Source organism: Pseudomonas sp. FR229a, assembly GCF_030209115.1.
Taxonomy (GTDB): Bacteria; Pseudomonadota; Gammaproteobacteria; order Pseudomonadales; family Pseudomonadaceae; genus Aquipseudomonas; species Aquipseudomonas moraviensis_A.
Genome location: NZ_JARVSP010000008.1, coordinates 435,621 through 461,154, shown reverse-complemented (window position 1 = coordinate 461,154; position 25,534 = coordinate 435,621). Strand labels below are relative to the sequence as shown.

Sequence of the window (25,534 nt, the reverse complement as noted above, 5' to 3'; positions counted from 1 at the left end):
GCGCAGCAGTCGCAACTTCCGCAGATGTGGAGTGCCTGACACTACTCATTTGCAGAATTTGGCACCGCTTCGCGCTCCAGCGGGAGCAAGCTCCCTCGCCACAGGATGTGTGGGTCAGTTATTTCGCGACAACCTTCTCGGATTTGCCGTCATACCGCTTGCGCCATTCAGCCAGGATCTCGTCGCGATTCTTCGAGGCCCAGGCAAAGTCGTTCTTGATCAGGCGCTGCTCATAATCGGCTGGCAATTCGGTCTGCGGCTTGGCAATCCCCGGCTGTGCAAGAACAGCGAAGTTCTCTTTGTACAAGTCCATCGCCTCGGCGCTGGCGGAAAAGTCGGCGAGTTTCTTCGCCGCTTCTTCATGCGGGGTGCCTTTGATCACCGCTGTCGCCTCGATCTCCCAGCCCAGGCCCTCCTTCGGCAGGATGATGTCCAGCGGCGCGCCCTGGCGTTTCAGCTGCACGGCAGGGTATTCAAAGGAAATCCCGATCGGAAACTCCCCCGCCGCTGCCAGTTTGCAAGGCTTGGAACCGGAGTGAACGTACTGGCCGATGTTCTGGTGCAAGCCATCCATGTAGGCCCAGCCCTGCTTTTCGCCGAAGGTTTGCAGCCAGGCGCTGACGTCGAGGAAACCGGTGCCGGACGACGCCGGATTGGGCATGACGATCTTGCCCTTGTATTCAGGCTTGGTCAGGTCCTGCCAGCTCACGGGTTTGCTCAGCCCCTGCTTTTCGGCTTCGACGGTGTTGAAGCAAATGGTCGCCGCCCACACGTCCATGCCGACCCAGGCCGGCGGGTTGGCGGCGTCGCGGTAGTTCGCGCCAATCTTGCCGAGATCCTTCGGCGCATAGCTTTGCAGCATGCCTTGCTGATCGAGGATCGCCAGGCTCGACGCCGCCAGGCCCCACACCGCATCCGCCTGCGGCCGGGCTTTTTCGGCGAGCAGTTTGGCGGTGATGATCCCGGTGGAATCGCGCACCCATTTGATCTCGACGTCCGGGTTGGCCTTTTCGAAGGCTTCCTTGTAGGACTTCAACTGTTCGGCTTCGAGGGCGGTGTACACCGTCAACTCGGTTTTCGCCGCGAAGGCATTCAGGCTGAAAGTCGCGAGCACAGCAGCGGCCAGGGCCATAGGCTTGAACATGAGCGTTTTCCTGTAGGTGAGTTGAATCAGTGACCGGGGGCGGTTTGCCGCCAGGCCTGGGAACGGCGCAACAGGCCGCGCGAAGCCCACGCCAGCAGCAAGGACACGCCCGCCGAGGTGAACAGAATCAGGGTCGACATCGCCGCCGCGCCGCCGACGTTGCCGGCGTCGTCCATGTTCAGCACAGCGACCGCCGCGAGGATCGTGTCAGGGCTGTAGAGGAAGATCGCAGCGGAAACCGTGGTCATCGCCGAGACGAACAGGTAGCGCACGATGTCCAGCAGCGCCGGCAGGCAGATCGGCACGGTCACGCGCAGGTAATGCCGGTACAGCGGCGCCTTGAGCGACAGCGCCGCCGCTTCGAACTCGGCGTCGAGCTGGCGCAGCGCGGTGGTCGCGGTCATTTGTGCGGTGGTCAGATAGTGCGCAATGGTGCAGACGATCAGCAGCGTCATCGTCCCGTAGAGCACGTGCAGCGGATTGCCGCTGAGGTTGAAGAAGAAGACATAACCCAGGCCAAGCACCAGCCCAGGCACGGCCATCGGCACGAAACTGAGCAGGCGCAAGGTCAGGTTGAGGCCGCGCTGGGTGCGGGTTTTCTCCATCAGATAAGCGCCGGTGAAGATCAGCACGCTGCCGATCAGCGCCGTGCCCAACGCCATCGTCAAGCTGTTGCTGTAGGCGAGCCAGCCACCGCCGGCGGTCTCGTTGAACTGATAGTGGTTGAGCGACAGCGACAGGTTGTATGGCCAGAACTTCACCAGCGACGAAAACACTGCCATGCCGAACACCAGCAGCAGCGCGGCGCAGATCAGCAAAACAATCGCCAGATAGCAGCCGTCGCGCCATTTCGATGGCAGCGGTTTGAACACCTGCGCACGGCCGCTCATCGAGTCGCCTTGGCGGCGACGCAGCCAGGCATCGACGCCGAAACTGAACAGCGCCGGCAGCAACAGCACCATGCCGATCAACGCGCCGCGACCAAATTGCTGCTGACCGACCACGGCTTTGTAGGCCTCCAGCGCCAGCACTTGATAGTCGCCACCGACCACCACCGGCACACCGAAATCGGTGATGGTCAGGGTGAACACCAGACAGAACGCCGCAAACACCGCCTGCCGGGTCGCCGGCCAGGTGATGCTGCGAAACGCCTTGGCCGGACTGGCGCCCATGCTCGACGCAGCATCGAACAGACGCGCATCGGCCAGCGACAATGCCGAGAGCAGAATCATCAGCGCATGGGGGAAGGTATAAATCACCTCACCCAGCACAATCCCCCAGAATCCATAAATATTGTCCGAGAGCAGCCCACGCAGCATGCCCTGGTTACCGAACAGATAGACCAGCGCAATTCCCGGCAACATCGACGGCGCCATCAGCGGCAATAACGAAATCCCGCGCCAGATGCCCTTCGCCGGAATCAGCGTGCGTTGCAGCGCATAGGCAAACAGGTAGGCCAGCGGTACGACAATGGCGGCGACGCTGAGGGAAACTTTCAGGCTGTTGCCGAGCAGCCAGTGGAAATTGGCGCTGGTCACCAACTCCTTAGCCGCGAGCCAGCCACCGCCCTGCCCGGCGTCATTGCTGAAACCGCGCCAGAAGATCGCCAGCAAGGGCAGCAGCACCGCGAGGCCGAGCAGCACCAGCAGGAGGATTTTCCCGCCGACCACGAACAGGCGATCACCGATCTCGGCTTTCGAGGACTGTCGCACCTGCTTGTGCGGTAGCGGCAGCGCGAGGTTGCTGTTCATCAGGCAAACACCTGCAGGCTGCGCGGCGGCAAGGCGACCATGATTTGCTGGGCGCCGAGGCGCGGCATGGCTTCCGGCGCGAGTTCGGCGAGCAGTGCGTGGCCCGGCAATTGGTCGAGTTCGAAGCTCATACGGCAGCGGTTGCCGAGGAAAGTGATCTCGCGAACCTTGGCCGGGAACAGGTTTTCTTCATGCACCAGCGGATTGACATTGATCGCCTCCGGGCGGCAGAACAGCCGACCCGAGGCTCCGCTGACGCTGCCGTCGGCCAGACGCACATTCATTCCGCCAACCCGGGCGTGGCTGTCGCTGCTGCGCTGGAACGGCAACCAGTTGCCCTGGCCGACAAACTCGGCCACGAACGGCGTGGCCGGGCGGTCGTAGATTTCCTGCGGGGTGGCGTACTGCTCGACGCGGCCGTTGTTCATCACCGCGATGCGGTCGGCCATCAACATCGCCTCGTCCTGATTGTGCGTAACCATCAGGGTGGTAATGCCGAGGTTGCGTTGCAACTGGCGCAGCTCGGTGCACAGATGCTCGCGAACCCGAGCGTCGAGGGCCGACATCGGTTCATCGAGCAACAGCAGCGACGGCGCCGGCGCCAGGGCACGAGCCAGCGCTACTCGCTGTTGCTGACCGCCGGACAATTGGCCGGGGTACTTTTTCTCACTGCCGGTGAGGCCGACCAGTTCCAGCATCTGACCGACGCGACGGCGCACTACATCGCGCCCGCTGCCGGCGAGGCCGTAGGCAATGTTCGCCTCGACGGTCAGATTGGGGAACAGTGCGTAGGACTGGAACAGAATGCCGTAGTCGCGAGCTTGCGGGGCGAGGTGCGAGACGTCGCGCCCACCCAGATACAGCTCGCCGCTGTCCTGCTTCTCCAGCCCGGCGATGCAGCGCAGCAGCGTGGTCTTGCCACAGCCCGACGGGCCGAGCAGACACACCAGTTCACCGGCGGCGACGTCGAGGGAAACGTTATCCAGCGCAGTGAACGCGCCGAAACGCTTGTGCACGCCGCGCACTTTCATCGGCGCACCGGGGTTGGTCAGGGCAGTTGCGATGGCAGGATTCATGGACAGACCTCATCAAGCAGATGGGGCCAATCCTAGAGTTGTAATGCATCCGTCATGTGGCAGCGAGGCCAAAATGGCTGATAGTGGTATTCGGGGATTTTGGTTGGAAGTCAAAAGATCGCAGCCTTCGGCAGCTCCTACATTGGAATGCGTCCACCTGTAGGAGCTGCCGAAGGCTGCGATCTTTTGATCTTCAGGCCGGGGACATTTCCTGTGCGAGTCCCAAAAAAGCCGCCGGCAACCGCGCGCCCTTCCTTTCCTTGAGGCAATACAGATATTCCGGAATCTGCGGTGCATTCTCGATGGTCAGCACGCGCAACTGCGGATCATGCGGCACTTCCTGACGCGCAATGATGCTGATGCCGATATTGCGCAGCACGGCTTCACGAATCGACTCGCGACTGCCGATCTCCAGCAGCGGCCCGAAGCTGACCCCGGCGCTGGCGAGCAACTCTTCGGTCAAGCGCCGCGTGGTTGAACCCGACTCCCGCATCAACAGCGTATGTCCGGCCAGTGCACTCAACGTCACATGCGCTTGCGCCGCCAACGGATGATTGCGATGCACCGCCAGCACCAACGGATCGGTGCCGAGCACCCGGCGAATCAATCGCGCATCCTCGAGCAACTGTGACGACGCCGCGACATCCACGCGGTAATCCTCCAGCGCTTCCAGCACTTGCTGCGAATTGCCGATTTCCACCGACACTTCCACCTGTGGCAAACGCTCGCGGAAGGTTTTCACCAGATCGAGGATGTAATACGGCGCGGTAGCGGCAATGCGCAACGTGCCCTGCACTTGGCCGCTGTTACGCAAAAAGAACTCGATGTCCGCTTCTTGCTGCAACAGCGTCTTTACCATCGGCAGCAAGCGCGCGCCTTCATCGCTGACACTCAGGCGTCGACCGCCGCGATAAAACAGCTCCACCGAATACTGACTTTCCAGGTTACGGATCTGCGTGGTCACGGTCGGTTGGCTGAGGCCGAGTTTTTTCGCCGCCAGCGTGATGCTGCCTAGGCGGGCGACCATGTAGAACGCTTTCAGCTCAGCACTAAGCACAACCATTCCTCATCGTTATTTACGCAACAGGCGCAACCCGTTGAATACCACCAGCAGGCTCACGCCCATATCGGCGAACACCGCCATCCACATGGTGGCAAGCCCGGCGAAGGTTACCGCAAGAAAGATCGCCTTGATCACCAGCGCCAAGGCAATGTTCTGTTTCAGGATGCTCGCGGTATTGCGCGACAGGTTGATGAACGCGGGGATCTTGCGCAGATCGTCGTCCATCAGGGCGACATCGGCAGTTTCGATCGCCGTGTCGGTGCCTGCGGCAGCCATGGCGAAACCGATCTCGGCGCGGGCCAGTGCCGGCGCGTCATTGATGCCGTCGCCGACCATGCCGACGCGATGGCCCTGCTTGTACAGGTCTTCGATGGCCTGCAGTTTGTCCGTCGGCAGCAAGTCGCCTCTGGCTTCATCGATGCCGACTTGTGCAGCAATCGCCTGGGCGGTGTGGACGTTGTCGCCAGTGAGCATCAGGGTTTTCACCCCGAGTTCATGCAACTGACGAATCGCTTCGCGGCTGCTTTCCTTGACCGTGTCGGCCACGGCAAACAACGCCAGCGGGCCAGAACTGTCGAGCAGCAGCACCACGGATTTGCCCTGTTTCTCCAGCGCGAAGAGTTTTTCCTCCAATTGCGGCGAGCACAGACCGAGTTCCTCGACCAGACGATGGTTGCCCAGGTGATAGGTCTGGCCATCGATATCGCCTTTAACGCCACGCCCACCCAGCGCTTCGAAGTTATCCACAGCGGGCGCCGCGGAATCTTTATCCACAGCAGCGTTGGCAATGGCCAGCGATACCGGGTGATCGGAGCGCCCGGCCAACGCTGCGGCGATGGCGGGTGCAGTTTGCTCGGCGGTTGCCTCCAGGCACAAGTAATCGGTCTGCACCGGTTTGCCATGGGTGATCGTGCCGGTTTTATCCAGCGCCAGATAATCGAGCTTGAAGCCGCCCTCCAGATACACGCCGCCCTTGACCAGAATGCCTTTGCGCGCCGCCGCTGCGAGGCCGCTGACGATGGTCACCGGGGTGGAAATCACCAGTGCACACGGGCAGGCCACCACCAGCAGCACCAGCGCGCGGTAGATCCAGTCGAACCACGCCGCACCCATGAACAGCGGCGGAATCACCGCCACGGCCAAAGCGAAGACGAACACCGCCGGGGTGTAGATTTTCGAGAATTGATCAACGAAACGCTGGGTCGGCGCCCGTGCACCTTGCGCCTGTTCGACGGCGTGGATGATCCGCGCGAGTGTCGAGTTGTTAGCCGCAGCGGTGACCGTATATTCCAACGAACCGGCCTGATTGATGGTGCCAGCGAAGACTTTGTCACCGACGGTTTTCTCCACGGGCAGGCTTTCCCCGGTGATCGGCGCCTGATCTATGGTCGAGCTGCCGCTGACCACCGCGCCGTCCAACGCGATGCGTTCGCCCGGTTTTACCCGCACGCGGGCGCCGAGTTCGACGCTTTTTACCTCTTGTTCGAGCCAATTGCCGTCGGCCTGCAATACCGTGGCTTGCTCAGGGGTCATCTGCATCAAGCCGCTGATCGCGTTGCGCGCGCGATCCAGCGAGCGTGCTTCAATCAGCTCGGCGACGGTGAAGAGGAACATCACCATCGCCGCTTCCGGCCACTGGCCGATGAGGATGGCACCGGTTACGGCGATGCTCATCAGCGCATTGATGTTGAGGTTGAGGTTCTTCAGGGCGATCCAGCCCTTTTTGTAGGTGCCGAGGCCGCCACTGAGAATCGACACCAGCGCAACGATCGCCACCACCCAATCGGGTGCGGCGCTGGTGAAGTGAATGACTTCGGCGCCCAGTGCGGTGAGGCCGGACAGCGCCAGCGGCCACCAGTGTTTTTTCACGGGTGCCGGGGCCTGTGCGTCGACGCCCGCCTCCAGCGGCTCGGCGTGCATGCCGAGGGATTTGATCGCTTCGGTAATGGGCTCGGTGCCCGGCAGATTGTGGGTCACGCCAAGTACGCGGTTGATCAGGTTGAATTGCAGCTGCTGCACGCCGGCCAGTTTGCCCAGCTTGTTCTGGATCAGCGTCTGCTCGGTCGGGCAATCCATCGCCTCGATGCGGAAACTGCTCAGGCGCGCATCGGCGCTGGTCTTTTCGCTCAGTTGCACCAACGCAGGCGCTGCGGCTTTCGACCCGCAGCAGGAATCGCCACCGTGGTCATGTTTGTGCACGGGCTGCAATTTATGACTGTGATCGTGGCCGTCGCCGGGCTTGTGGGTGTGCAGGGAATCGCTCATTGGTCGCGTCCATGAAGGTGCCTGTTGCCAAGTAAAGACCCTGTAGCCACTATAGGGTCAAGCACCCATTTGGAGATGGCCGTCATGAAGATCGGCGAACTGGCGAAACTCACCGACTGCGCCGTGGAAACCATCCGCTACTACGAGCGCGAAAACCTCCTCCCGGAACCGGCGCGCAGCGACGGCAATTACCGTGTCTACACCCAGGCCCACGCCGAGCGCCTGACGTTCATCCGCAACTGCCGCACCCTCGACATGACTCTCGAAGAAATCCGCAGCCTGCTCGCGCTGCGCGACAGCCCGCAGGATCAGTGCGAAAGCGTCAATGCGCTGATCGACGAACACATCCAGCATGTGAAGGCGCGGATTGACGGATTGCTGGCCTTGCAGGCACAACTGCTCGACCTGCGCCAACGCTGTGGCGAAGGCCCGGAGGCGGATCAATGCGGGATCTTGCAGCGGCTGGAAGTGAGTGGCGGGGTTGTTGCAACGGAGGTTGAGCATTCCCACGTAGGCCGTAGCCACGGCCATTGAGCACACCACAAAAGCAAATGTGGGAGCTGCCGCAGGCTGCGATCTTTTGATCTTATAAACAGCAAGATCAAAAGATCGCAGCCTTCGGCAGCTCCTACAGAGGGGTCCTGCGTTGTGGTTTAGACCGCCATCGGCGCGGTCATTGGCGGATGGTGCTCGTAACCTTCCAGCGAGAAGTCGCTCGGCTCGACCAGCTCCAGCCATTCCGGCTGATAGACACCAGTCTTGGCAAACTCCGGCACACGATCGGAGATCTTCAGCTTGGGCATGGCAAACGGCTCGCGCTTGAGCTGTTCGTTGAGCATGTCCAGGTGGTTCTCGTAGACGTGCGCATCACCAATGAAATAGGTGAACCAGCGCGGCGTGTAGCCGGTCAGGCGACCGATCAGGCTCAGCAGCGCCGCGCCTTCGGTGAGGTTGAACGGCGTGCCCAGACCCAGATCGTTGGAGCGGATGTAGAGGGTCAGAGAAATTTCCCTGGTCTCGACATTCGGGTGGAACTGATACAGCAGGTGGCACGGCGGCAGGGCCATTTCATCCAGCTGAGCGACGTTCCAGCCGTGGAACAGGATGCGCCGGCTGCCCGGATCCTTGATGATCGTGTCGACGCACTGGCGCACCTGATCGATCGCCTTGTACAGCACGACGTAAGCCTGGCCGTCTTCTTCGCCCTGAGCGATCTGCTTGTAGCCGTTGCTCAAGGTTTGCTCGATGGCGGCGGTGTTGCTCAGCGGGATCTGCTTGTACGCCGGCCATTTGCGCCATTGCACCCCGTAGATTTCGCCGAGGTCGTCGTCGCCCTGACGGAACGGGTTGGCCAGCCACTGCGCGTTTTCGTTGGCGTTCTGGTCCCAGACCTTGCAGCCCAGCGCGCGGAATTCAGCGGCGTTGTTCACGCCACGCAGAAAACCGCACATCTCGCCGATGGCCGATTTGAAGGCCATTTTGCGCGTGGTGATCGCCGGAAAACCTTCCTGCAGATCGAAACGCAGCATCGCCCCCGGAAAACTGATGGTGTTGATGCCGGTGCGGTTGGCCTGTTTGCTGCCGTTCTGGATGACGTGCGAGACCAGTTCGAGATATTGCTTCATGAGTTACCTGTGTCCTTTGAGCCCCGGCGTCGCGCGCCGGGGTTCGTAGTTTAAGCCGTCGGCGCGAGCGGCGCTGCCGGGGCGCGACGATAGGCCAGCCAGATCAGCAACAGCCCGCCGACAATCATCGGCACGCAGAGCACCTGGCCCATGGTCAGCCAGTTCCACGCCAGATAGCCCAACTGTGCATCCGGTACGCGGACGAACTCGACGATGAAACGGAAGATGCCATAGAACAGCGCGAACATGCCCGAGACCGCCATGGTCGGGCGCGGTTTGCGCGAGAAAATCCACAGGATCAGGAACAGCGCCACGCCTTCGAGGGCGAACTGATACAGCTGCGATGGATGGCGCGGCAACTGCGCCGGATCGCTGAACGGCGGGAACACCATGGCCCATGGCACGTCGGTTGCCTTGCCCCACAGCTCGGCGTTGATGAAGTTGCCGATGCGCCCGGCGCCCAGACCGATCGGCACCATCGGCGCGACGAAGTCCATCAACTGGAAGAACGACTTGCCATTGCGCTTGCCGAACCACAGGGCCGCGAGCATCACGCCGATGAATCCGCCGTGGAACGACATGCCGCCCTTCCACACTTCGAAAATCAGCGTCGGATTGGCCAGGTATGCGCTCAGGTCGTAGAACAGCACGTAACCCAGACGGCCGCCGACGATCACGCCCATCGATAACCAGAACACCAGATCGGAGAGCTTCTCCTTGGTCCAGGTCGGGTCGAAGCGGTCGAGCCGGCGCGACGCCAACAGCCACGCGCCGCCGATGCCGATCAGGTACATCAGACCGTACCAGTGGATTTTCAGCGGACCGATGGCCAGGGCCACCGGGTCGATCTGCGGGTAAGGCAGCATTGCGACTCCTTGTTAGAGTTGAAAGCGAAATTCCCGGGTGACGCTGCCACCTCAGGATTAAGCCAGGATTGCCACGCGGTCAGAGCAGAAAGCTCAAACCCACGCAGAACAGCAAAGCGGCGAACAGCCTTTTCAGCAAGCGCGGCGACAACCTGTGCGCCAGACGCGCGCCGAGCCGGGCGAATACCATGCTGGTCAGGGCGATGCCCAACAATGCCGGCAAATATACAAAACCGAGACTATGGGCCGGCAGCAACGGATCGTGCCACCCCAGAATCATGAAACTTGACGCGCTCGCCAAAGCGATCGGCAGGCCACAGGCCGACGAGGTCGCCACGGCCTGCTGCATCGGCACGCTGCGCCAGGTCAGAAACGGCACCGTCAGCGAGCCGCCGCCAATACCAAAAATCGCCGAGGCCCAGCCAATCACCGTACCGGCCGCAGTCAGACCGAGCTTGCCCGGCACCGTTCGGCTGGCCTTGGGTTTGACGTCCAGCGCCAATTGCACGGCGATCACCAGAGCAAACACGCCGATGATCTTTTGCAGGTTCGGCCCCGAGATCGCTTCCGCGGTCAGCGCACCGAAACCGGCACCGAGCAGAATGCCCACGGTCATCCAGCGGAAAATCGCCCAACGTACCGCGCCACGGCGGTGATGTTCACGCACGGCGTTGATCGAGGTGAAGATGATCGTCGCCAGCGACGTACCCACCGCCAGATGCGTGAGAATCGACTGATCGAAGCCTTGCAGGGTAAAGCTGAACACCAGCACCGGGACGATGATGATCCCGCCGCCGACGCCAAACAGCCCGGCGAGCACGCCCGCGCAGGCGCCGAGCGCCAGGTAGAGCAGAAATTCCATGACCGTCTCCAGCACGCGTCGGCAAAACAGGACCGGCATGGTAACGGATGCGCAGCCTTCTGCTCCACTGGCGATGGATGCACGGACGCCGGATGCGTAGAGTGGGCAAAAAACACACAAGGACCACCTTATGTGCCTGATTGTTTTCGCCTGGCGCCCGGGCCATGCCCAGCCGCTGATCGTCGCGGCCAACCGCGACGAGTTCTACGCCCGCCCCAGCCTGCCATTGGCGCCGTGGCCGGAGGCGCCGCAGGTGCATGCCGGGCGCGATCTTGAGGCCGGCGGCACCTGGCTGGGGATCGGCGCCAACGGACGCTTCGCTGCACTGACCAATATTCGCGACCCGCAGCAGCCGCCCGCGACCAAATCCCGGGGCGAGCTGGTGGCACGCTTTCTCACGGGTGATCTTTCGATTGATGATTATTTGAGCGATGTAGTGGACCGTGCGGCGGAGTACGCCGGGTTCAACCTGCTGCTGGGCAATACCCATGAGCTTTGGCATTTCAATGCACGGGCGTCGGAGCCGGTGATGCTCCAGCCCGGGGTTTATGGGTTATCCAATGCCGGGCTGGACACGCCGTGGCCAAAACTGCTCAAGGCCAGGGCGACGTTGAGCGCAGTGCTGGACGATCCGCAGCCTGAACGATTGCTGGCCTTGTTGAGCGATGCGCAGCCCGCACCAGAGGCCGAGTTGCCGGATACCGGGGTGGGCATGGCGACGGAGTCATTGTTGTCGAGCGTGTTTATTGCCAGCCAGAGTTACGGCACGCGGGCGAGTACGGCGTTGGTTGTGCAGGCGGACGGGACGCGGCGAATGGTGGAGCGCAGTTTTGGGCCGTATGGCGGTCATCTAGGGGAAGTTGAGGTTTGTGTCTAACAGCAGCCCCTCACCCCAGCCCTCTCCCGGAGGGAGAGGGGGCCGACCGAGGTGTCTTTGCGGTATACATCGACCTGAAAGATCGAGTCGATTATGGATTCAGCAAAGCACTTACAGGTCGAGTCGATTATGGATTCAGCAAAGCTCTTTCAGGTCGACGGAGTTCTGCAGCATCCCCCGATCAGTCCCCTCTCCCTCCGGGAGAGGGCTAGGGTGAGGGGCTTTTGATCTTAGAGAGATTTGTTCACAACCGGCGAATTCATCTTGGCCAACCCAAGATTCTTCAGCGCCAACTGCAGCGAGCTATGGATAACTTGCGGGTTATCGATCTTCATCAGCTCCGCCAGCATCTCCTGTGCCTTGCTCAGGTTCACCTGGCGCAACATCCACTTCACCTTCGGCAGGTTGGTGGCGTTCATCGACAGGCTGTCGAAGCCCATCGCCATCAACAGCACTGCTGCCGCCGGATCACCGGCCATCTCGCCGCAGATGCTCACCGGTTTGCCCTCGGCGTGCGCATCGGTGACCACGGTTTGCAGCGCTTGCAGCACTGCCGGGTGCAGGTAGTCGTAGAGGTCGGCGACGCGCGGGTTGTTGCGATCGACCGCCAGCAGATACTGGGTCAAATCGTTGGAGCCGACCGAGAGGAAGTCGACCATCCGCGCCAGTTCCTTGGTCTGGTACACCGCTGCCGGGATTTCGATCATCACGCCGATCGGCGGCATCGGCACGTCGGTGCCTTCGTCGCGCACCTCGCCCCAGGCACGGTGGATCAGGTGCAGGGCTTCTTCGAGTTCATGGGTGCCGGAGATCATCGGCAGCAGAATCCGCAGGTTGTTCAGGCCTTCGCTGGCCTTGAGCATCGCGCGGGTCTGCACCAGGAAGATTTCCGGGTGGTCAAGGGTGACGCGAATACCGCGCCAGCCGAGGAACGGGTTGTCTTCCTTGATCGGGAAGTACGACAGCGACTTGTCACCGCCGATGTCGAGGCTGCGCATGGTCACCGGTTGCGGGTGGAACGCGGCGAGCTGTTCGCGGTAGATCGCCAGCTGTTCCTTCTCGCTCGGGAAGCGCTGGTTGATCATGAACGGCACTTCGGTGCGGTACAGACCGACTCCCTCGGCGCCGCGCTTCTGCGCCCGCGCCACATCGGCGAGCAGGCCGGTGTTGACCCACAGCGGCATGCGGTGACCATCGAGGGTCACGCACGGCAGGTCGCGCAGGGTGTCGAGGCCCAGCGCCAGTTGTTTCTCTTCTTCGACGACTTCGGCGAACTGCTTGCGCAGCACTTCGCTGGGGTTGGTGTAGACCTCGCCTCGGGTGCCGTCGACGATCATTTCGATGCCGTCGACCTTGGCGTACGGCAGGTCGACCAGACCCATGACGGTCGGAATGCCCATGGCCCGGGCCAGAATCGCAACGTGTGAGTTACCCGAACCGAGTACCGACACCAGGCCGACCAGCGTGCCTTCCGGCACCTCGCCGAGCATCGCCGGCGTCAGTTCTTCGCTGACCAGGATGGTTTTTTCCGGGTAGACCAGGTTCTGCTGGCGCTCTTCCTGCAGATAGGCGAGCAGACGGCGACCGAGGTCTTTGACGTCCGACGCACGCTCACGCAGGTAAGCGTCGTCCATCAATTCGAAGCGGTTGACGTGTTCCGTGACCACCTGACGCAGCGCGCCCTGGGCCCATTGGCCGGTCTTGATCACGGTGGTGATTTCGCTGCCCAGCGAGGCATCGTCGAGCATCATCAGGTAGACGTCGAACAGCGCGCGCTCTTCCGGGCGCAGCTGGGTCGCCAGTTTGGCGGACAACGCGCGCATGTCGGCGCGCACGCCTTCGATGGCGGTCTTGAACAGCGCCAGCTCAGCGTTGATGTCGGTGATGGTCTTGTCCGGCACCACGTCCAGGTCGGCCGGCGGCAGCATGACCACTGCGGTACCGACAGCAGCACCCGGTGAGCCCGGCACGCCGACGAACTTGGCTTCCTGAATGCCCTTGCCCTGACGGCCCAGGCCACGGATCGAACCGGTGGCCTCGGCATGGGCGATAACGCCGGCGAGCTGCGCGCTCATGGTCACGAGGAAGGCTTCTTCACCTTCGTCGAATTGGCGGCGCTCTTTCTGCTGGATGACCAACACGCCGACGACGCGGCGGTGGTGAATGATCGGTGCGCCGAGGAACGAGGCATAACGCTCTTCACCGGTCTCGGCGAAGTAGCGATAGCGCGGGTGAACCGAGGCGTTTTCGAGGTTCAGGGGTTCTTCACGCGTGCCGACCAGACCGACCAGACCCTCGTTGGGGGCCATGCTGACCTTGCCGATCGAGCGCTTGTTCAAGCCCTCGGTGGCCATCAGGACGAAGCGATTGGTTTCCGGGTCAAGCAGGTAGACCGAGCAGACCTGGCTGCCCATGGCCTCTTTGACGCGCAACACAATAATCCCCAACGCCGCCTTGAGATCCTTGGCGGAGTTAACTTCCTGGACGATCTTGCGCAGCGTATTGAGCATGGCTCGGGGTCGAACTCCGTCGTCAGTCGCGCGCTAAAAGGCGCGGGGCAAGCTCTTTGAGAGCGCGTCGATACACCTCGCGCTTGAATGTCACCACCTGGCCCAACGGATACCAATAGCTGACCCAGCGCCAGCCATCGAACTCCGGTTTACCGGTCAGATCCATCCGCACCCGCTGCTCGTTGGAGATCAGGCGCAGGAGGAACCATTTCTGTTTCTGGCCGATGCACAGCGGTTGGCTGTGGGTACGCACCAGGCGTTGCGGCAAACGATAGCGCAACCAGCCTCGGGTACAGGCCAGTATTTCAACATCTTCACGTTCCAGGCCAACTTCTTCGTTCAGCTCGCGGTACAAGGCGTCTTCCGGCGTCTCCTCGGGGTTGATCCCCCCTTGCGGAAACTGCCAGGCGTCCTGATTGATACGGCGAGCCCATAGCACCTGGCCGGCGTCATTCGTCAGAATGATCCCGACATTGGGGCGGAAACCATCGGGGTCGATCACGGCAACAACCTCGCAAACGCATGTCGCCGCATTGTTCCACAAAGCTTGATCAGGCGGCAACGAAGGTTCCTACCTTATGTGCACTCTTGTGAAAAGACCGTATTCTTGTCGCCTTTTTACTGACTTTTCAGCGGGTAACTGCAATGCGCCTGGCTCTATTCGATTTGGACAATACCCTTCTGGGCGGCGACAGCGATCACGCCTGGGGCGATTATCTGTGCGAGCGCGGCTTCCTCGACCCGATCGCCTACAAGGCGCGCAACGACGAGTTCTATCAGGATTACCTGGCCGGCAAGCTGGACAACGCCGCGTACCTGAACTTCTGCCTGGAGATTCTTGGCCGCACGGAAATGACTGTGCTCGACGCCTGGCACAGCGATTACATGCGCGACTGCATCGAGCCGATCGTCCTGCCCAAGGCTCTGGATCTGCTGAAAAAGCACCGCGATGCCGGCGACAAACTGGTGATCATCACCGCCACCAACCGTTTCGTCACGGCGCCGATCGCCGTGCGTCTGGGCGTGGAAACCCTGATCGCCACCGAATGCGAGATGGTTGATGGCCGCTACAGCGGGCGCAGCACCGATATCCCATGCTTCCGTGAAGGCAAGGTCACGCGCCTGAATCGGTGGCTGGAGGAGACTGGTTATTCGCTGGAGGGCAGCTATTTCTATAGCGACTCGATGAATGATCTGCCATTGCTGGAGCAGGTGGCGAATCCGGTGGCGGTGGATCCGGATCCGAATTTGCGTGCTGAAGCCGAAAAACGCGGCTGGCCGGTGATTTCGTTGCGCGGTTGATATTGCTATCGCGAGCAGGCTCGCTCCTACATTTGGAATGCGTTCCCTGTAGGAGTGAGCCTGCTCGCGAATGGCCGCAACTCGGTCGCAAACCTTAAACCGGCTTGGCCCCCATCAACGCCGCTATGGCGACAAACCCGACGCCGCTGACAATCGCCAGCGCCAGATTGAATGTGCGGTTACCCCGCCCGGTTGTCCAGAGCCGATCCAGCCGAACCAGCAGCCAGACCGCACTGAACGTGGCCACGGCATAGATCACGCTCGATCCCAGAATCCACAATTGTCCCAAGGGCCAGCCAATCAGGTGCACCAGCCACCAGCCGGTGAACGGCATGCTGAGCATGCCGATCAGCATCAGGCACCAGATGAACAGCCCCGGACGGCGCATCGTGCTGGCCGGGCCTTCGCTGCGATTGCGCCAGGTCAGGAAGGCCAGCCCCAGCCCACTCGCGAGGATGACCACGGTCGCTGCGACGTGAAGGACTTTCAGGGTGGTCAGGGTTTCCATGTCGTTCTCTTCCGTAGGTCCATGCCCATCAGCGTAGCCGTTCAGCCGAGAAACAGCTGATAGGCCGGATTGTCGCTTTCGTCCCAGTACGGGTAGCCGATTTCCGCCAGCGCCGCGGGCACCAGATGACGCTCGTCATGGGGCACTTGCAGGCCGGCGACCACACGGCCGTCCGCCGCGCCGTGGTTGCGGTAGTGGAACATCGAGATGTTCCAGCGCCCGCCGAGCTTGTTGAGGAAGTTGAACAGCGCGCCCGGCCGTTCCGGGAATTCGAAGCGCAGCACCACTTCATCGACCACCTGCGCGGCGCGGCCACCGACCATGTGGCGGATGTGCAGCTTGGCCAGTTCATTGTCGGTCAGGTCGATAACCGGGAAACCCTGCTCGGTCAGGCTCGCCAGCAAGGCGCTGCGCGGGTCGTTGTCCGGGTGGGTCTGCACGCCGACGAAGATGTGCGCTTCGCTGCCGGTGTTGTAGCGGTAATTGAACTCGGTGATCTGGCGCTTGCCGATGGCTTCACAGAACGCCTTGAAGCTGCCGGCCTGCTCGGGAATGGTCACGGCGATGATCGCCTCGCGACCTTCGCCCAGCTCGGCGCGCTCGGCAACGTGGCGCAAGCGGTCGAAGTTGACGTTGGCGCCAGAGTCGATGGCGACGAATGTCTGACCGCTGACGCCGCGCTGCTCGACGTATTTCTTGATCCCGGCCACGCCCAGCGCGCCGGCAGGTTCGGTGATCGAACGGGTATCGTCGTAGATATCCTTGATTGCCGCGCAGATCTCGTCGGTGCTGACAGTGATCACTTCATCGACGTAATCCTTGCAGATCTCAAAGGTATGCTGGCCGATCTGTGCCACCGCCACACCGTCGGCGAAGATCCCCACGGTCGGCAGGACGACGCGCTCGCCCGCTGCCATCGCGGCCTGCAGACAATTGGAGTCGTCCGGCTCTACGCCAATCACCTTGATGTCGGGCCGCAGGTATTTCACGTACGCCGCGATACCGGCGATCAGCCCGCCGCCGCCGACCGGGACGAAAATCGCGTCCAGCGGCTGCGGGTGCTGACGGAGAATTTCCATGGCCACGGTGCCCTGCCCGGCAATGGTGTGCGGATCGTCGTACGGATGGATGTAGACGTAGCCTTTTTCATCGACCAGTTTCAGCGAATAGGCCAGTGCTTCCGGGAACGAATCGCCGTGCAGCACCACTTTGCCGCCGCGCGAACGCACGCCTTCGACTTTGATTTCCGGGGTGGTCTTGGGCATGACGATGGTGGCTTTGACGCCCAGCACTTTCGCCGCCAGGGCCAGACCCTGCGCATGGTTGCCCGCCGAGGCGGTGACCACGCCACGGGCGCGTTCTTCATCGCTCAGTTGCGTCAGTTTGTTGTAGGCGCCGCGAATCTTGAACGAGAACACCGGCTGCAAGTCTTCGCGCTTGAGCCAGATGTCGTTGCCCAGCCGCTCGGAGAGCTGGCGAGCGTTCTGCAGCGGGGTTTCTACGGCAACGTCATAAACGCGCGAGGTGAGGATCTTTTTGACGTACTGTTCGAGCATCGGAAAGCATCACTGAGCGGGTTGGGCAGGGCCAAGGAGTCTAACCCGGCTTTCGGGCGCACGACCACACGAATCCAGAGGTTTTAGCCACGCTTGCGGCTATAATGCCGGCCTTTCTGCCCACCCCTTGCCCGCTTCGGAGCCCGCATGACCCAGGATCAACTCAAACAGGCCGTGGCCCAGGCCGCCGTCGACTTCATCCTGCCGAAACTCGACGACAAGAGCATCGTCGGCGTCGGCACCGGCTCCACCGCCAACTGCTTCATCGATGCCCTGGCCCAGCACAAGGGCGCGTTCGATGGTGCGGTCGCCAGCTCCGAAGCCACCGCCGCGCGCCTCAAGGGCCACGGGATTCCGGTGTATGAGCTGAACACTGTCAGCGATCTGGAGTTCTACGTCGACGGCGCCGATGAAAGCGATGCGCACCTGAACCTGATCAAGGGCGGCGGCGCGGCCCTGACCCGCGAGAAGATCGTTGCCGCCGTGGCCAAGACCTTCATCTGCATCGCCGACGCCAGCAAACTGGTGCCGGTGCTCGGTGAATTCCCGCTGCCGGTGGAAGTGATCCCGATGGCCCGCAGCCACGTTGCCCGCCAACTGGTCAAACTCGGCGGCGACCCGGTGTACCGCGAAGGCGTGCTGACCGACAACGGCAATATCATCCTCGACGTGTTCAACCTGCAGATCACCAACCCGGTGGAGCTGGAAGCGCAGATCAACGCCATCGTCGGCGTGGTCACCAACGGCCTGTTCGCCGCACGCCCGGCGGATCTGTTGTTGCTGGGCACGAGTGAAGGTGTGAAGACCCTGAAGGCTGAGTAAATATTCTTCAGGCGCTGAAATCCCCCTGTAGGAGTGAGCCTGCTCGCGATAGCGGTCTGTCAGTTGATATTAATGTTGACTGACAGACCGCTATCGCGAGCAGGCTCACTCCTACAGGGTTTTGTGGTGATGGTTAGTCTGAAGTTGGCTTTTTGAAGACGTAGAAAAGATTCGGCTCACTCACCAGATACAACGTGCCGTCATCGTCCATCGCAATCCCCTCGGCCTGCGGCACGGTTTTCTGCAAACCCTGGCGTCCGCCGCTGATCGACATGGTGCTCAACGGGCGGCCGTCGACATCCAGTTCGATAATCAAGCGCGACTCGTCCGACAGCGCCAGCAAGTGCCCGCTGCGTTCGTCGTACTGCAGACTCGACAGGTCACGCACGAACATCCCGGCATCGCGCTTGGGGTTGTTGATCACGTGCACGGCGTAGGTCTTGTCCGGTTTGAAATGCGGAAAACCGTGGACCTCATAGATCAGCATGGGGTCGCGTTCTTTCGCCACGAACAGGCGTTTGCCCACCGAGTCGTAAGCCAGCCCCTCGAAACCCTTGTTGCTGGCCATGTGCACGCCCAAGGTCATCTGCTCGGCATCTTCGGCGTCGAGGAACGTGGTGTCGGCGTCGAGGTGGATCTTGATCAGGCGTTGCTGGCGCTCGTCGGTGATGACGTAGGTGTCGGCACTGATGTACTCGACCGCTTCAGGATCGCCGAACCCGACCAAAGCAATGCGCCGCAGGATCTTGCCTTCCAGCGACAGTTCGATCAGTTCGGAATTCTTGTTGGTCACGGTGAACAGGCTTTTGCGCACCGGATCGTAGGTCAGCGCCGAAACGTCATCGTCGAGCCCGTCGATCGGCCGCGCTTCGATGGTCACCCGATATTGATCCAGGCCAATGGCCTCGCTGCTCAACGGCTGCCACAGGGTGTGCAGGTTGAACCAGGCGCGCTCGAACAGGCGCAGGTACTGGCCGATCGCGAGCAACGCGATCAGAGAAATCATCAACAGGACAAGAATCAACGGTTTGGGACGGGCAAGTCGACGCATTCAGGCAGGCTCGGGTTCAAGACAGGCCGATGAAATATCACGCCCGTCTGAATTGAAGCTTAATGGCCAGTTGCCTGCCAGGACAACCACACGATTCCGCGTTTGTCGTAGGGAAAATTACCTGTGCTTCTCAAAGCGATAAAACAGGTTCGGCTCGCTGACCATGTACAGCGTGCCGTCTTCGTCCATGGTCAGGCCTTCGGCGCGGGGAATGGTGTCTTTCAGACCGTTGAAATTGCCGAGCAAGGTCATGAAGCTGACTTGCTCGCCACGCTCGTCCAGTTCCAGCAACAGGTGCGAATCGGCCGACAACACCAGTAGATGGCCAGTGCGCGGATCGACCGCCAGCGCCGAGAGATTGCGAATGTCGAGCTCGTCACTGGCCAGCTTCTGCTTGTCGCCGATCAGCGTCTGACTGCCATCGCTCTTCCAGGTGAACAGCGCTGGCGGGCGTTCTTCACCCAGCACAAGCTGATGATTGCGCGGATCCCAGGTGATGGCTTCAAAGGCCTTGTTCTGGTCTTTCGACGGCCCGAGGTCGTATTTAGGGAAGTCGGCCATGTTCAGCTCGCGGGTACCGGCGTCGACCTTGACGATCGACAACGTGTGCTGGCGCTCATCGACAATCGCCATCAGGCCGTTTTCCATGACCGTCAGACCTTCGGGATTGCTCCAGCCCACCAGCGGCATCTTGCGCAGCACCTCGCCCTGCAGTGTCAGCTCAGCGAGGAACGGATTTTTGCCCATCACCGAAAACAGGGTTTTGGTCTGCGGGTTGTAAGCCAGGTCGGAAGCTTCGTCCTTCTCCATGCCCGGCAACGGTTTGGCATCGATCACCACCTGATAGTCCGGCAGCCACACGCTCTCCTTCTGCTCGGCCTTGCTCTCGAAGCGCTCCAGCACCCACAGCACACCACGATCATCCCAGTGCATGGCAAACGCCAGCCCATAAGCCGCCACGATGGCCAGCAACAGCCAGACATACCAGCGCAGAGCGAAGCGGGAACGGAGGGTGGGTTTCTGCTGAGTTCGAGATGCCATCAAGGGACGCGTTCCGTAAATTCAGGCCAAGGGTAATAGCACAAAGAGGCCGGCTGAGACGCCGCAATCGCGGAAATTATCCAGAGAGGATGTGAAAAAAACGGGAAATGGTGGGATTGGCGTGTGCGTTTGCGGGCCACAACACATAACCAAGATGGCAAGGGGCAATTGTGGCGAGGGAGCTTGCTCCCGCTGGGGCGCGAAGCGGCCCCGCTTTTTTTACTGCAAAAAGCAGGGGCCTGCTGCGCAGTCCAGCGGGAGCAAGCTCCCTCGCCACAGGTGCAGTGGACATCCCTACAAGTTAGCGCACGCTACTGCTGAAGCTGCTCGCCCCCGGCAGTTCAAGGACGATCTCGTCCCCGACGTTCAGCGGGCCGACACCCACCGGCGTACCGGTAAGGATCACGTCGCCGGCCTGCAGCGAGAAGCAGCCGGCCATGTGCTGGATCATCGGCACGATCGGATTGAGCATCGCGCTGCTGTTGCCGTCCTGGCGCACTTCGCCGTTGATGGTCAGGCGGATGCCGATGTCGGTCAGGTCAGCGAAAGTGCTACCGACCACGAACGGCGCGATCACCGCCGCGCCGTCGAACGACTTGGCGATTTCCCACGGCAGGCCCTTGGCTTTCAGCTCGGCCTGCTTGTCGCGCAGGGTCAGGTCCAGCGCCGGGGCGAAACCGGAGATCGCATCGAGGACTTCTTCGCGGCTTGGTTTGGTCGACAGCGGCTTGCCGATCAACACAGCGATTTCCGCTTCGTAGTGCACCGAACCGCGCTCGGTCGGAATGCTGAAACCGCCTTCCAGCGGCACCACGCAACTGCCCGGCTTGATGAACAGCAGCGGCCCGGTCGGCACCGGGTTGTCCAGTTCCTTGGCGTGTTCGGCGTAATTGCGGCCAATGCACACGACTTTCCCGATCGGGAAGTGGATGCGCGTGCCGTCGACGTACTGGTGCTGATAGCTCATTTACCGACTCCTGCCTTCATTGATTCAACAGAGATTACCGATCACACCGGGAAAATCTTCCCCGGGTTCATGATGCCGTTCGGGTCGAACACTGCCTTGACCGCTTTCATGTACTCGATCTCGGCCGGTGAGCGGCTGTAGGTCAGGTAATCACGCTTGGTCATGCCCACGCCATGTTCGGCCGAGATCGAGCCGTTGTACTTCTCGACGGTTTCGAACACCCACTTGTTGACGGTGGCGCACTTGGCAAAGAACTCGTCCTTGCTCAGGTTTTCCGGCTTGAGGATGTTCAGGTGCAGATTGCCGTCGCCGATGTGGCCGAACCAGACGATTTCGAAATCCGGATAGTGCTCACCGACGATCGCGTCGATTTCGCGCAGGAACGCCGGCACCCTGGAAACGGTCACCGAGATGTCGTTCTTGTACGGCGTCCAGTGGGAGATGGTTTCGGAGATGTACTCGCGCAGCTTCCACAGATTATGCAGTTGGGTTTCGCTCTGGCTCATCACGCCGTCGAGTACCCAGCCTTGTTCGACACAGTGTTCGAAGGTTTCCAGCGCGCTGTTGGCCACTTCTTCAGTGGTCGCTTCGAATTCCAGCAGGGCGTAGAACGGGCACTCGGTGTCGAACGGCGCCGGCACGTCGCCGCGGTCCATGACCTTGGCCAGGGCCTTGTCGGAGAAGAATTCGAACGCGGTCAGGTCGAGCTTGCCCTGGAAGGCGTGCAGCACCGGCATGATCGAATCGAAATCGGCGGTGCCGAGGACCATGGCGGTGAGGTTTTTCGGTGCGCGATCAAGGCGCATGGTCGCTTCGACGACGAAGCCGAGGGTGCCTTCGGCGCCAATGAACAGCTGACGCAGGTCATAACCGGTGGCGTTCTTGATCAGGTCCTTGTTCAGCTCGAGCACGTCGCCCTTGCCGGTGACGACCTTCATGCCGGCCACCCAATTGCGCGTCATGCCGTAGCGAATCACTTTGATCCCGCCGGCATTGGTGCCGATGTTGCCGCCAATCTGGCTGGAACCCGCCGAGGCGAAGTCGACCGGGTAGTACAGGCCGTTTTCTTCAGCGATGTTCTGCAGATGCTCAGTGACCACGCCCGGCTGGCATACAGCGGTGCGGTCGGTGAGGTTGACGTCGAGAATCTGGTTCATGTAATCGAACGACACCACCACTTCGCCATTGGCCGCCACCGCAGCGGCGGACAACCCGGTGCGCCCGCCGGACGGCACCAGCGCGACCTTGTGGGTGTTGGCCCAACGCACCACGGCCTGCACTTGCTCGATGGTCTTGGGAAACACGATAGCGCTCGGCGCCGGGGCGAAGTGCTTGGTCCAATCCTTGCCGTAAGCATTCAGGGAGTCGGCGTCGGTGAGGACTTTGCCGGGCTCAACCAGGGTCTTCAGTTCATCAATCAGCGCAGGATTGGTCATCGACAGAACTCTCGAACAATTCATGGTCATCCTGAGAACGCTTCACGTCGCAGGAATGAGTGTTTAGCGGGGTGGCTATGCTAGCATACCGACCCCGCAGGACAGTGCCCAAGGCCAGATCCGCGGTGACGGCTTTCCTGCCGTTTGGGTCAGCTCCAGGCTGCGCCCCTCCCTGCCATTTTTCTCCGGGATACAGGTTTACGCAGATGAGCAAGACTTCTCTCGATAAGAGCAAGATCAAGTTCCTTCTTCTCGAAGGCGTCCACCAATCGGCTGTCGACGTCCTCAAGGCGGCGGGCTACACCAGCATCGAATACCTGACTGGCTCCTTGCCGGAAGCCCAGCTCAAGGAAAAGATCGCTGACGCTCACTTCATCGGCATTCGCTCGCGCACGCAACTGACCGAAGAGATCTTCGATCACGCGAAGAAACTGGTCGCGGTCGGCTGTTTCTGCATCGGCACCAACCAGGTTGACCTCAGTGCGGCCCGCGAGCGCGGTATCGCCGTGTTCAACGCGCCGTACTCCAACACTCGTTCCGTAGCGGAACTGGTACTGGCCGAAGCGATCCTGCTGCTGCGCGGCATCCCTGAGAAAAACGCTTCCTGCCACCGTGGCGGCTGGATCAAATCCGCGGCCAACTCGTTCGAGATCCGTGGCAAGAAGCTCGGCATCGTCGGCTACGGCTCGATCGGTACGCAGTTGTCGGTTCTGGCGGAAGGCCTGGGCATGCAGGTGTTCTTCTATGACACCGTGACCAAGTTGCCACTGGGCAACGCTACCCAGGTCGGCAATCTGCATGAGCTGCTGGGCATGTCCGACATCGTCACCCTGCACGTCCCGGAAACCGCGGCGACCCAGTGGATGATCGGCGAGAAGGAAATCCGCGCCATCAAGAAGGGCGGCATCCTGATCAACGCTGCACGCGGCACCGTGGTCGAGCTCGACGCCCTGGCGGACGCGATCAAGGACAAGCACCTTATCGGCGCAGCCATCGACGTGTTCCCGGTGGAGCCACGCTCCAACGACGAAGAGTTCGAAAGCCCGCTGCGTGGCCTCGACAACGTGATCCTGACCCCGCACATCGGTGGCTCGACCGCCGAGGCGCAAGCCAACATCGGTCTGGAAGTGGCGGAAAAACTGGTCAAGTACAGCGACAACGGTACTTCGGTGTCGTCGGTCAACTTCCCGGAAGTGGCCCTGCCGGCTCACCCTGGCAAGCACCGCCTGCTGCACATCCACGAGAACATCCCGGGTGTGATGAGCGAGATCAACAAGGTCTTCGCCGAAAACGGCATCAACATCTCCGGTCAGTTCCTGCAGACCAACGAGAAGGTCGGCTACGTGGTGATCGACGTCGACGCCGAGTACTCGGAGCTGGCGCAAGAGAAGCTGCAACACGTCAACGGTACTATCCGTAGTCGCGTCCTGTTCTAGAAAAGCAGCGGCAAGCTTCAAGCTACTAGCGGCAAGTGAACAGCGCTCTTGTTTTAACTTGCCGCTTGCAGCCAGCCACTTGTAGCTGAATAAAAAAGGGAGCCCCGAAGGGCTCCCTTTTTTTATTTCACGTTAACCGTGATTTTTTCCGAAACGATCGATGGGTCGAACGGCATGTGGCCGCTGTCGCCGAGGATCAATTGCAAGGTGTGCTTGCCGGGGGCCAGTTTGATCGTGGCTTCGGTCTGCGCCTTGCCGAAATGCATGTGGTGCGCGTCGGTCGGGATCGGCGCGCCTTCGGCCGGCAGGTCGTCGACGTCGATCAGCAGATGATGGTGGCCGGTGTTCTTGGTGGTATCACCCGCCGGGGCCAGCGCAATGTTCTTGACGCCGAACTTGACTTTGAATTCCTGGGAGACCGTAGCGCCGTCCTCGGGAGAAACGATGAACACTTCAGCATCCTTGGGAGCCGGCGTTGCCGCACTGGCCAGCACCGAAACACCCATCAGCACACCGGCCAACGCTGCACGTGACATAAAGCTTTTCATTTTCTTCTCCAGTTTTTCCGTAAAATCCGCACGGTCATGACAACTTCATGACCATTCGTTGTCGAAGGCACTCGACAACCATAGCAAAGCGAGCCTGAATCAGAGCGTCGCGATAATGATTTCAAAGGAGTGACCATGCGCTTGCTGCCTGGCCTGATCTGCCTGCTACCCCTTTTAAGCCCGCTGGCTCACGCCGAACTGATTGATGACGTCAACGACCGTGGCGAGTTGCGCATAGCCATTGAGGCTAATACACCGCCCTTCAATTACAAGGAAGGCGACACACTCACGGGGTTCGAGGTCGAGCTTGGGCAACTTCTTGCCAAGGAGCTGGATGTACGCGCCGATTTCATCGTCACCGACGAGGGCGATCTGCTCCAGGGCGTAGAAAGCGGCAAGTACGACGTCGCGCTCAACCACATAGCACTGACACCCGAACTCAAGGATCGTTTCGACTTCAGCGAGCCGTACGGCGAGGTCGATGGGCAACTGCTCGCGAAGAAGGACGAGACGCCACGGCCGATGGTGCTGGTGCAGGCGTTGACCGAAGAGAAGCCGAAAGCGGCGGCGCCGGTGGAACTGGCGATTCCGTTTCAAAAGGGCAATCCGGCGTTTCAGGCCAGCCTCAAGAGCGCGCTGGAACGGATCAAGGCGGATGGGCGGTTGGCGGCGTTGTCGCAGAAGTGGTTGAAACCGTAAGAGCCCCCTCACCCTAACCCTCTCCCGGAGGGAGAGAGAACTGATCCGGGAATGCTTTAGAGGTACGCCGACTTGGGATTGCTATACCGAATCCGAAATCGACTGATCATGGCTTTGCCGAACCCATAA

23 protein-coding genes are annotated in these 25,534 nt (G+C 61.1%); 6 read left to right on the top strand and 17 right to left on the bottom strand.

The genetic code is table 11. The features are described from left to right. Nucleotides 1–118: 118 nt before the first annotated feature. The 5 genes from QRN33_RS08735 to QRN33_RS08715 all read right to left on the bottom strand — a co-directional run bounded on the left by QRN33_RS08735 (nucleotide 119) and on the right by QRN33_RS08715 (nucleotide 7,299). On the bottom strand, nucleotides 119–1,144 hold the full coding sequence (locus QRN33_RS08735) for a putative 2-aminoethylphosphonate ABC transporter substrate-binding protein (RefSeq protein ID WP_042606530.1): 1,026 nt from the start codon (nucleotides 1,142–1,144) through the stop codon (nucleotides 119–121). A gap of 26 nt (nucleotides 1,145–1,170) precedes the next feature. Continuing rightward, nucleotides 1,171–2,895 carry a putative 2-aminoethylphosphonate ABC transporter permease subunit gene (locus QRN33_RS08730; protein ID WP_285408062.1) on the bottom strand — a complete coding sequence of 575 codons (1,725 nt, stop codon included), beginning with the start codon at nucleotides 2,893–2,895 and terminating at the stop codon, nucleotides 1,171–1,173. Then, nucleotides 2,895–3,971 carry a putative 2-aminoethylphosphonate ABC transporter ATP-binding protein gene (locus QRN33_RS08725; protein ID WP_285408060.1) on the bottom strand — a complete coding sequence of 359 codons (1,077 nt, stop codon included), beginning with the start codon at nucleotides 3,969–3,971 and terminating at the stop codon, nucleotides 2,895–2,897. The genes QRN33_RS08730 and QRN33_RS08725 overlap by 1 nt, the downstream gene beginning before the upstream one ends. Before the next feature lie 193 nt (nucleotides 3,972–4,164). Beyond that, nucleotides 4,165–5,028, bottom strand: coding sequence for a LysR family transcriptional regulator (locus QRN33_RS08720; RefSeq protein ID WP_285408147.1), 864 nt, complete (start codon nucleotides 5,026–5,028; stop codon nucleotides 4,165–4,167). A gap of 15 nt (nucleotides 5,029–5,043) precedes the next feature. After that, nucleotides 5,044–7,299: a heavy metal translocating P-type ATPase gene (locus tag QRN33_RS08715; protein WP_285408058.1), complete on the bottom strand. Its 2,256-nt coding sequence runs from the start codon at nucleotides 7,297–7,299 to the stop codon at nucleotides 5,044–5,046. An 84-nt stretch (nucleotides 7,300–7,383) separates the two neighbouring features. On the opposite strand from QRN33_RS08715, the gene cadR reads away from it, so the two are divergent. Next, nucleotides 7,384–7,833, top strand: coding sequence for a Cd(II)/Pb(II)-responsive transcriptional regulator (cadR, locus tag QRN33_RS08710; RefSeq protein WP_042606526.1), 450 nt, complete (start codon nucleotides 7,384–7,386; stop codon nucleotides 7,831–7,833). Between the two features lie 119 nt (nucleotides 7,834–7,952). Here cadR and QRN33_RS08705 read toward each other — a convergent pair whose 3' ends face one another. From QRN33_RS08705 to QRN33_RS08695, 3 genes are all read right to left on the bottom strand, one after another. Beyond that, on the bottom strand, nucleotides 7,953–8,924 hold the full coding sequence (locus QRN33_RS08705) for a thymidylate synthase (RefSeq protein ID WP_285408055.1): 972 nt from the start codon (nucleotides 8,922–8,924) through the stop codon (nucleotides 7,953–7,955). A gap of 50 nt (nucleotides 8,925–8,974) precedes the next feature. After that, entirely contained in the window at nucleotides 8,975–9,790 is an 816-nt protein-coding gene (gene lgt, locus QRN33_RS08700) for a prolipoprotein diacylglyceryl transferase (RefSeq protein ID WP_285408053.1), read from the bottom strand. Between the two features lie 79 nt (nucleotides 9,791–9,869). Further along, nucleotides 9,870–10,652, bottom strand: coding sequence for a sulfite exporter TauE/SafE family protein (locus QRN33_RS08695; RefSeq protein ID WP_042606524.1), 783 nt, complete (start codon nucleotides 10,650–10,652; stop codon nucleotides 9,870–9,872). A gap of 130 nt (nucleotides 10,653–10,782) precedes the next feature. Here QRN33_RS08695 and QRN33_RS08690 point away from each other — a divergent pair, with 130 nt between their 5' ends. Next, complete coding sequence (locus QRN33_RS08690) at nucleotides 10,783–11,529, top strand: NRDE family protein (protein ID WP_042606523.1); 747 nt, start codon at nucleotides 10,783–10,785, stop codon at nucleotides 11,527–11,529. 230 nt (nucleotides 11,530–11,759) lie between these two features. Here QRN33_RS08690 and ptsP read toward each other — a convergent pair whose 3' ends face one another. Beyond that, nucleotides 11,760–14,039 carry a phosphoenolpyruvate--protein phosphotransferase gene (gene ptsP, locus QRN33_RS08685; RefSeq protein WP_065615097.1) on the bottom strand — a complete coding sequence of 760 codons (2,280 nt, stop codon included), beginning with the start codon at nucleotides 14,037–14,039 and terminating at the stop codon, nucleotides 11,760–11,762. Between the two features lie 22 nt (nucleotides 14,040–14,061). Further along, a complete protein-coding gene (locus QRN33_RS08680; RefSeq protein ID WP_003229203.1) occupies nucleotides 14,062–14,541 on the bottom strand; it encodes an RNA pyrophosphohydrolase in 480 nt (159 codons plus the stop codon). Between the two features lie 143 nt (nucleotides 14,542–14,684). Here QRN33_RS08680 and QRN33_RS08675 point away from each other — a divergent pair, with 143 nt between their 5' ends. Beyond that, a complete protein-coding gene (locus tag QRN33_RS08675) occupies nucleotides 14,685–15,341 on the top strand; it encodes a histidinol-phosphatase (RefSeq protein WP_285408049.1) in 657 nt (218 codons plus the stop codon). Nucleotides 15,342–15,435: 94 nt separating this feature from the next. On the opposite strand, the gene QRN33_RS08670 is transcribed toward QRN33_RS08675, so the two are convergent. Both QRN33_RS08670 and ilvA read right to left on the bottom strand, forming a co-directional pair. Then, on the bottom strand, nucleotides 15,436–15,849 hold the full coding sequence (locus QRN33_RS08670; RefSeq protein WP_281925677.1) for a DUF2269 family protein: 414 nt from the start codon (nucleotides 15,847–15,849) through the stop codon (nucleotides 15,436–15,438). A 41-nt stretch (nucleotides 15,850–15,890) separates the two neighbouring features. Beyond that, complete coding sequence (ilvA, locus tag QRN33_RS08665; RefSeq protein WP_042606519.1) at nucleotides 15,891–17,405, bottom strand: threonine ammonia-lyase, biosynthetic; 1,515 nt, start codon at nucleotides 17,403–17,405, stop codon at nucleotides 15,891–15,893. A 147-nt stretch (nucleotides 17,406–17,552) separates the two neighbouring features. Here ilvA and rpiA point away from each other — a divergent pair, with 147 nt between their 5' ends. Beyond that, entirely contained in the window at nucleotides 17,553–18,227 is a 675-nt protein-coding gene (gene rpiA, locus QRN33_RS08660; protein WP_007913886.1) for a ribose-5-phosphate isomerase RpiA, read from the top strand. A 133-nt stretch (nucleotides 18,228–18,360) separates the two neighbouring features. Here the strand turns inward: rpiA and QRN33_RS08655 are convergent, their stop codons facing one another. The 4 genes from QRN33_RS08655 to QRN33_RS08640 form a co-directional block, all read right to left on the bottom strand. Continuing rightward, complete coding sequence (locus tag QRN33_RS08655) at nucleotides 18,361–19,278, bottom strand: SdiA-regulated domain-containing protein (RefSeq protein WP_285408045.1); 918 nt, start codon at nucleotides 19,276–19,278, stop codon at nucleotides 18,361–18,363. A 117-nt stretch (nucleotides 19,279–19,395) separates the two neighbouring features. Next, complete coding sequence (locus QRN33_RS08650) at nucleotides 19,396–20,319, bottom strand: SdiA-regulated domain-containing protein (RefSeq protein WP_285408043.1); 924 nt, start codon at nucleotides 20,317–20,319, stop codon at nucleotides 19,396–19,398. 301 nt (nucleotides 20,320–20,620) lie between these two features. After that, the gene (locus QRN33_RS08645) at nucleotides 20,621–21,286 is read right to left on the bottom strand and encodes a fumarylacetoacetate hydrolase family protein (RefSeq protein ID WP_285408041.1); all 666 of its coding nucleotides are present in this window, start codon (nucleotides 21,284–21,286) and stop codon (nucleotides 20,621–20,623) included. 41 nt (nucleotides 21,287–21,327) lie between these two features. Then, the gene (locus QRN33_RS08640; protein WP_285408145.1) at nucleotides 21,328–22,722 is read right to left on the bottom strand and encodes a D-2-hydroxyglutarate dehydrogenase; all 1,395 of its coding nucleotides are present in this window, start codon (nucleotides 22,720–22,722) and stop codon (nucleotides 21,328–21,330) included. A gap of 206 nt (nucleotides 22,723–22,928) precedes the next feature. On the opposite strand from QRN33_RS08640, the gene serA reads away from it, so the two are divergent. Further along, nucleotides 22,929–24,158 (top strand): phosphoglycerate dehydrogenase, encoded by a 1,230-nt coding sequence (gene serA, locus QRN33_RS08635; RefSeq protein ID WP_025112046.1) that lies wholly within the window; start codon nucleotides 22,929–22,931, stop codon nucleotides 24,156–24,158. A 122-nt stretch (nucleotides 24,159–24,280) separates the two neighbouring features. Here the strand turns inward: serA and QRN33_RS08630 are convergent, their stop codons facing one another. Beyond that, nucleotides 24,281–24,706 carry a DUF4399 domain-containing protein gene (locus tag QRN33_RS08630; RefSeq protein WP_039757489.1) on the bottom strand — a complete coding sequence of 142 codons (426 nt, stop codon included), beginning with the start codon at nucleotides 24,704–24,706 and terminating at the stop codon, nucleotides 24,281–24,283. Between the two features lie 135 nt (nucleotides 24,707–24,841). Between QRN33_RS08630 and QRN33_RS08625 the strand changes: the two genes are divergently transcribed. After that, nucleotides 24,842–25,405 (top strand): transporter substrate-binding domain-containing protein, encoded by a 564-nt coding sequence (locus QRN33_RS08625; protein WP_064364710.1) that lies wholly within the window; start codon nucleotides 24,842–24,844, stop codon nucleotides 25,403–25,405. Nucleotides 25,406–25,534 lie beyond the last annotated feature (129 nt).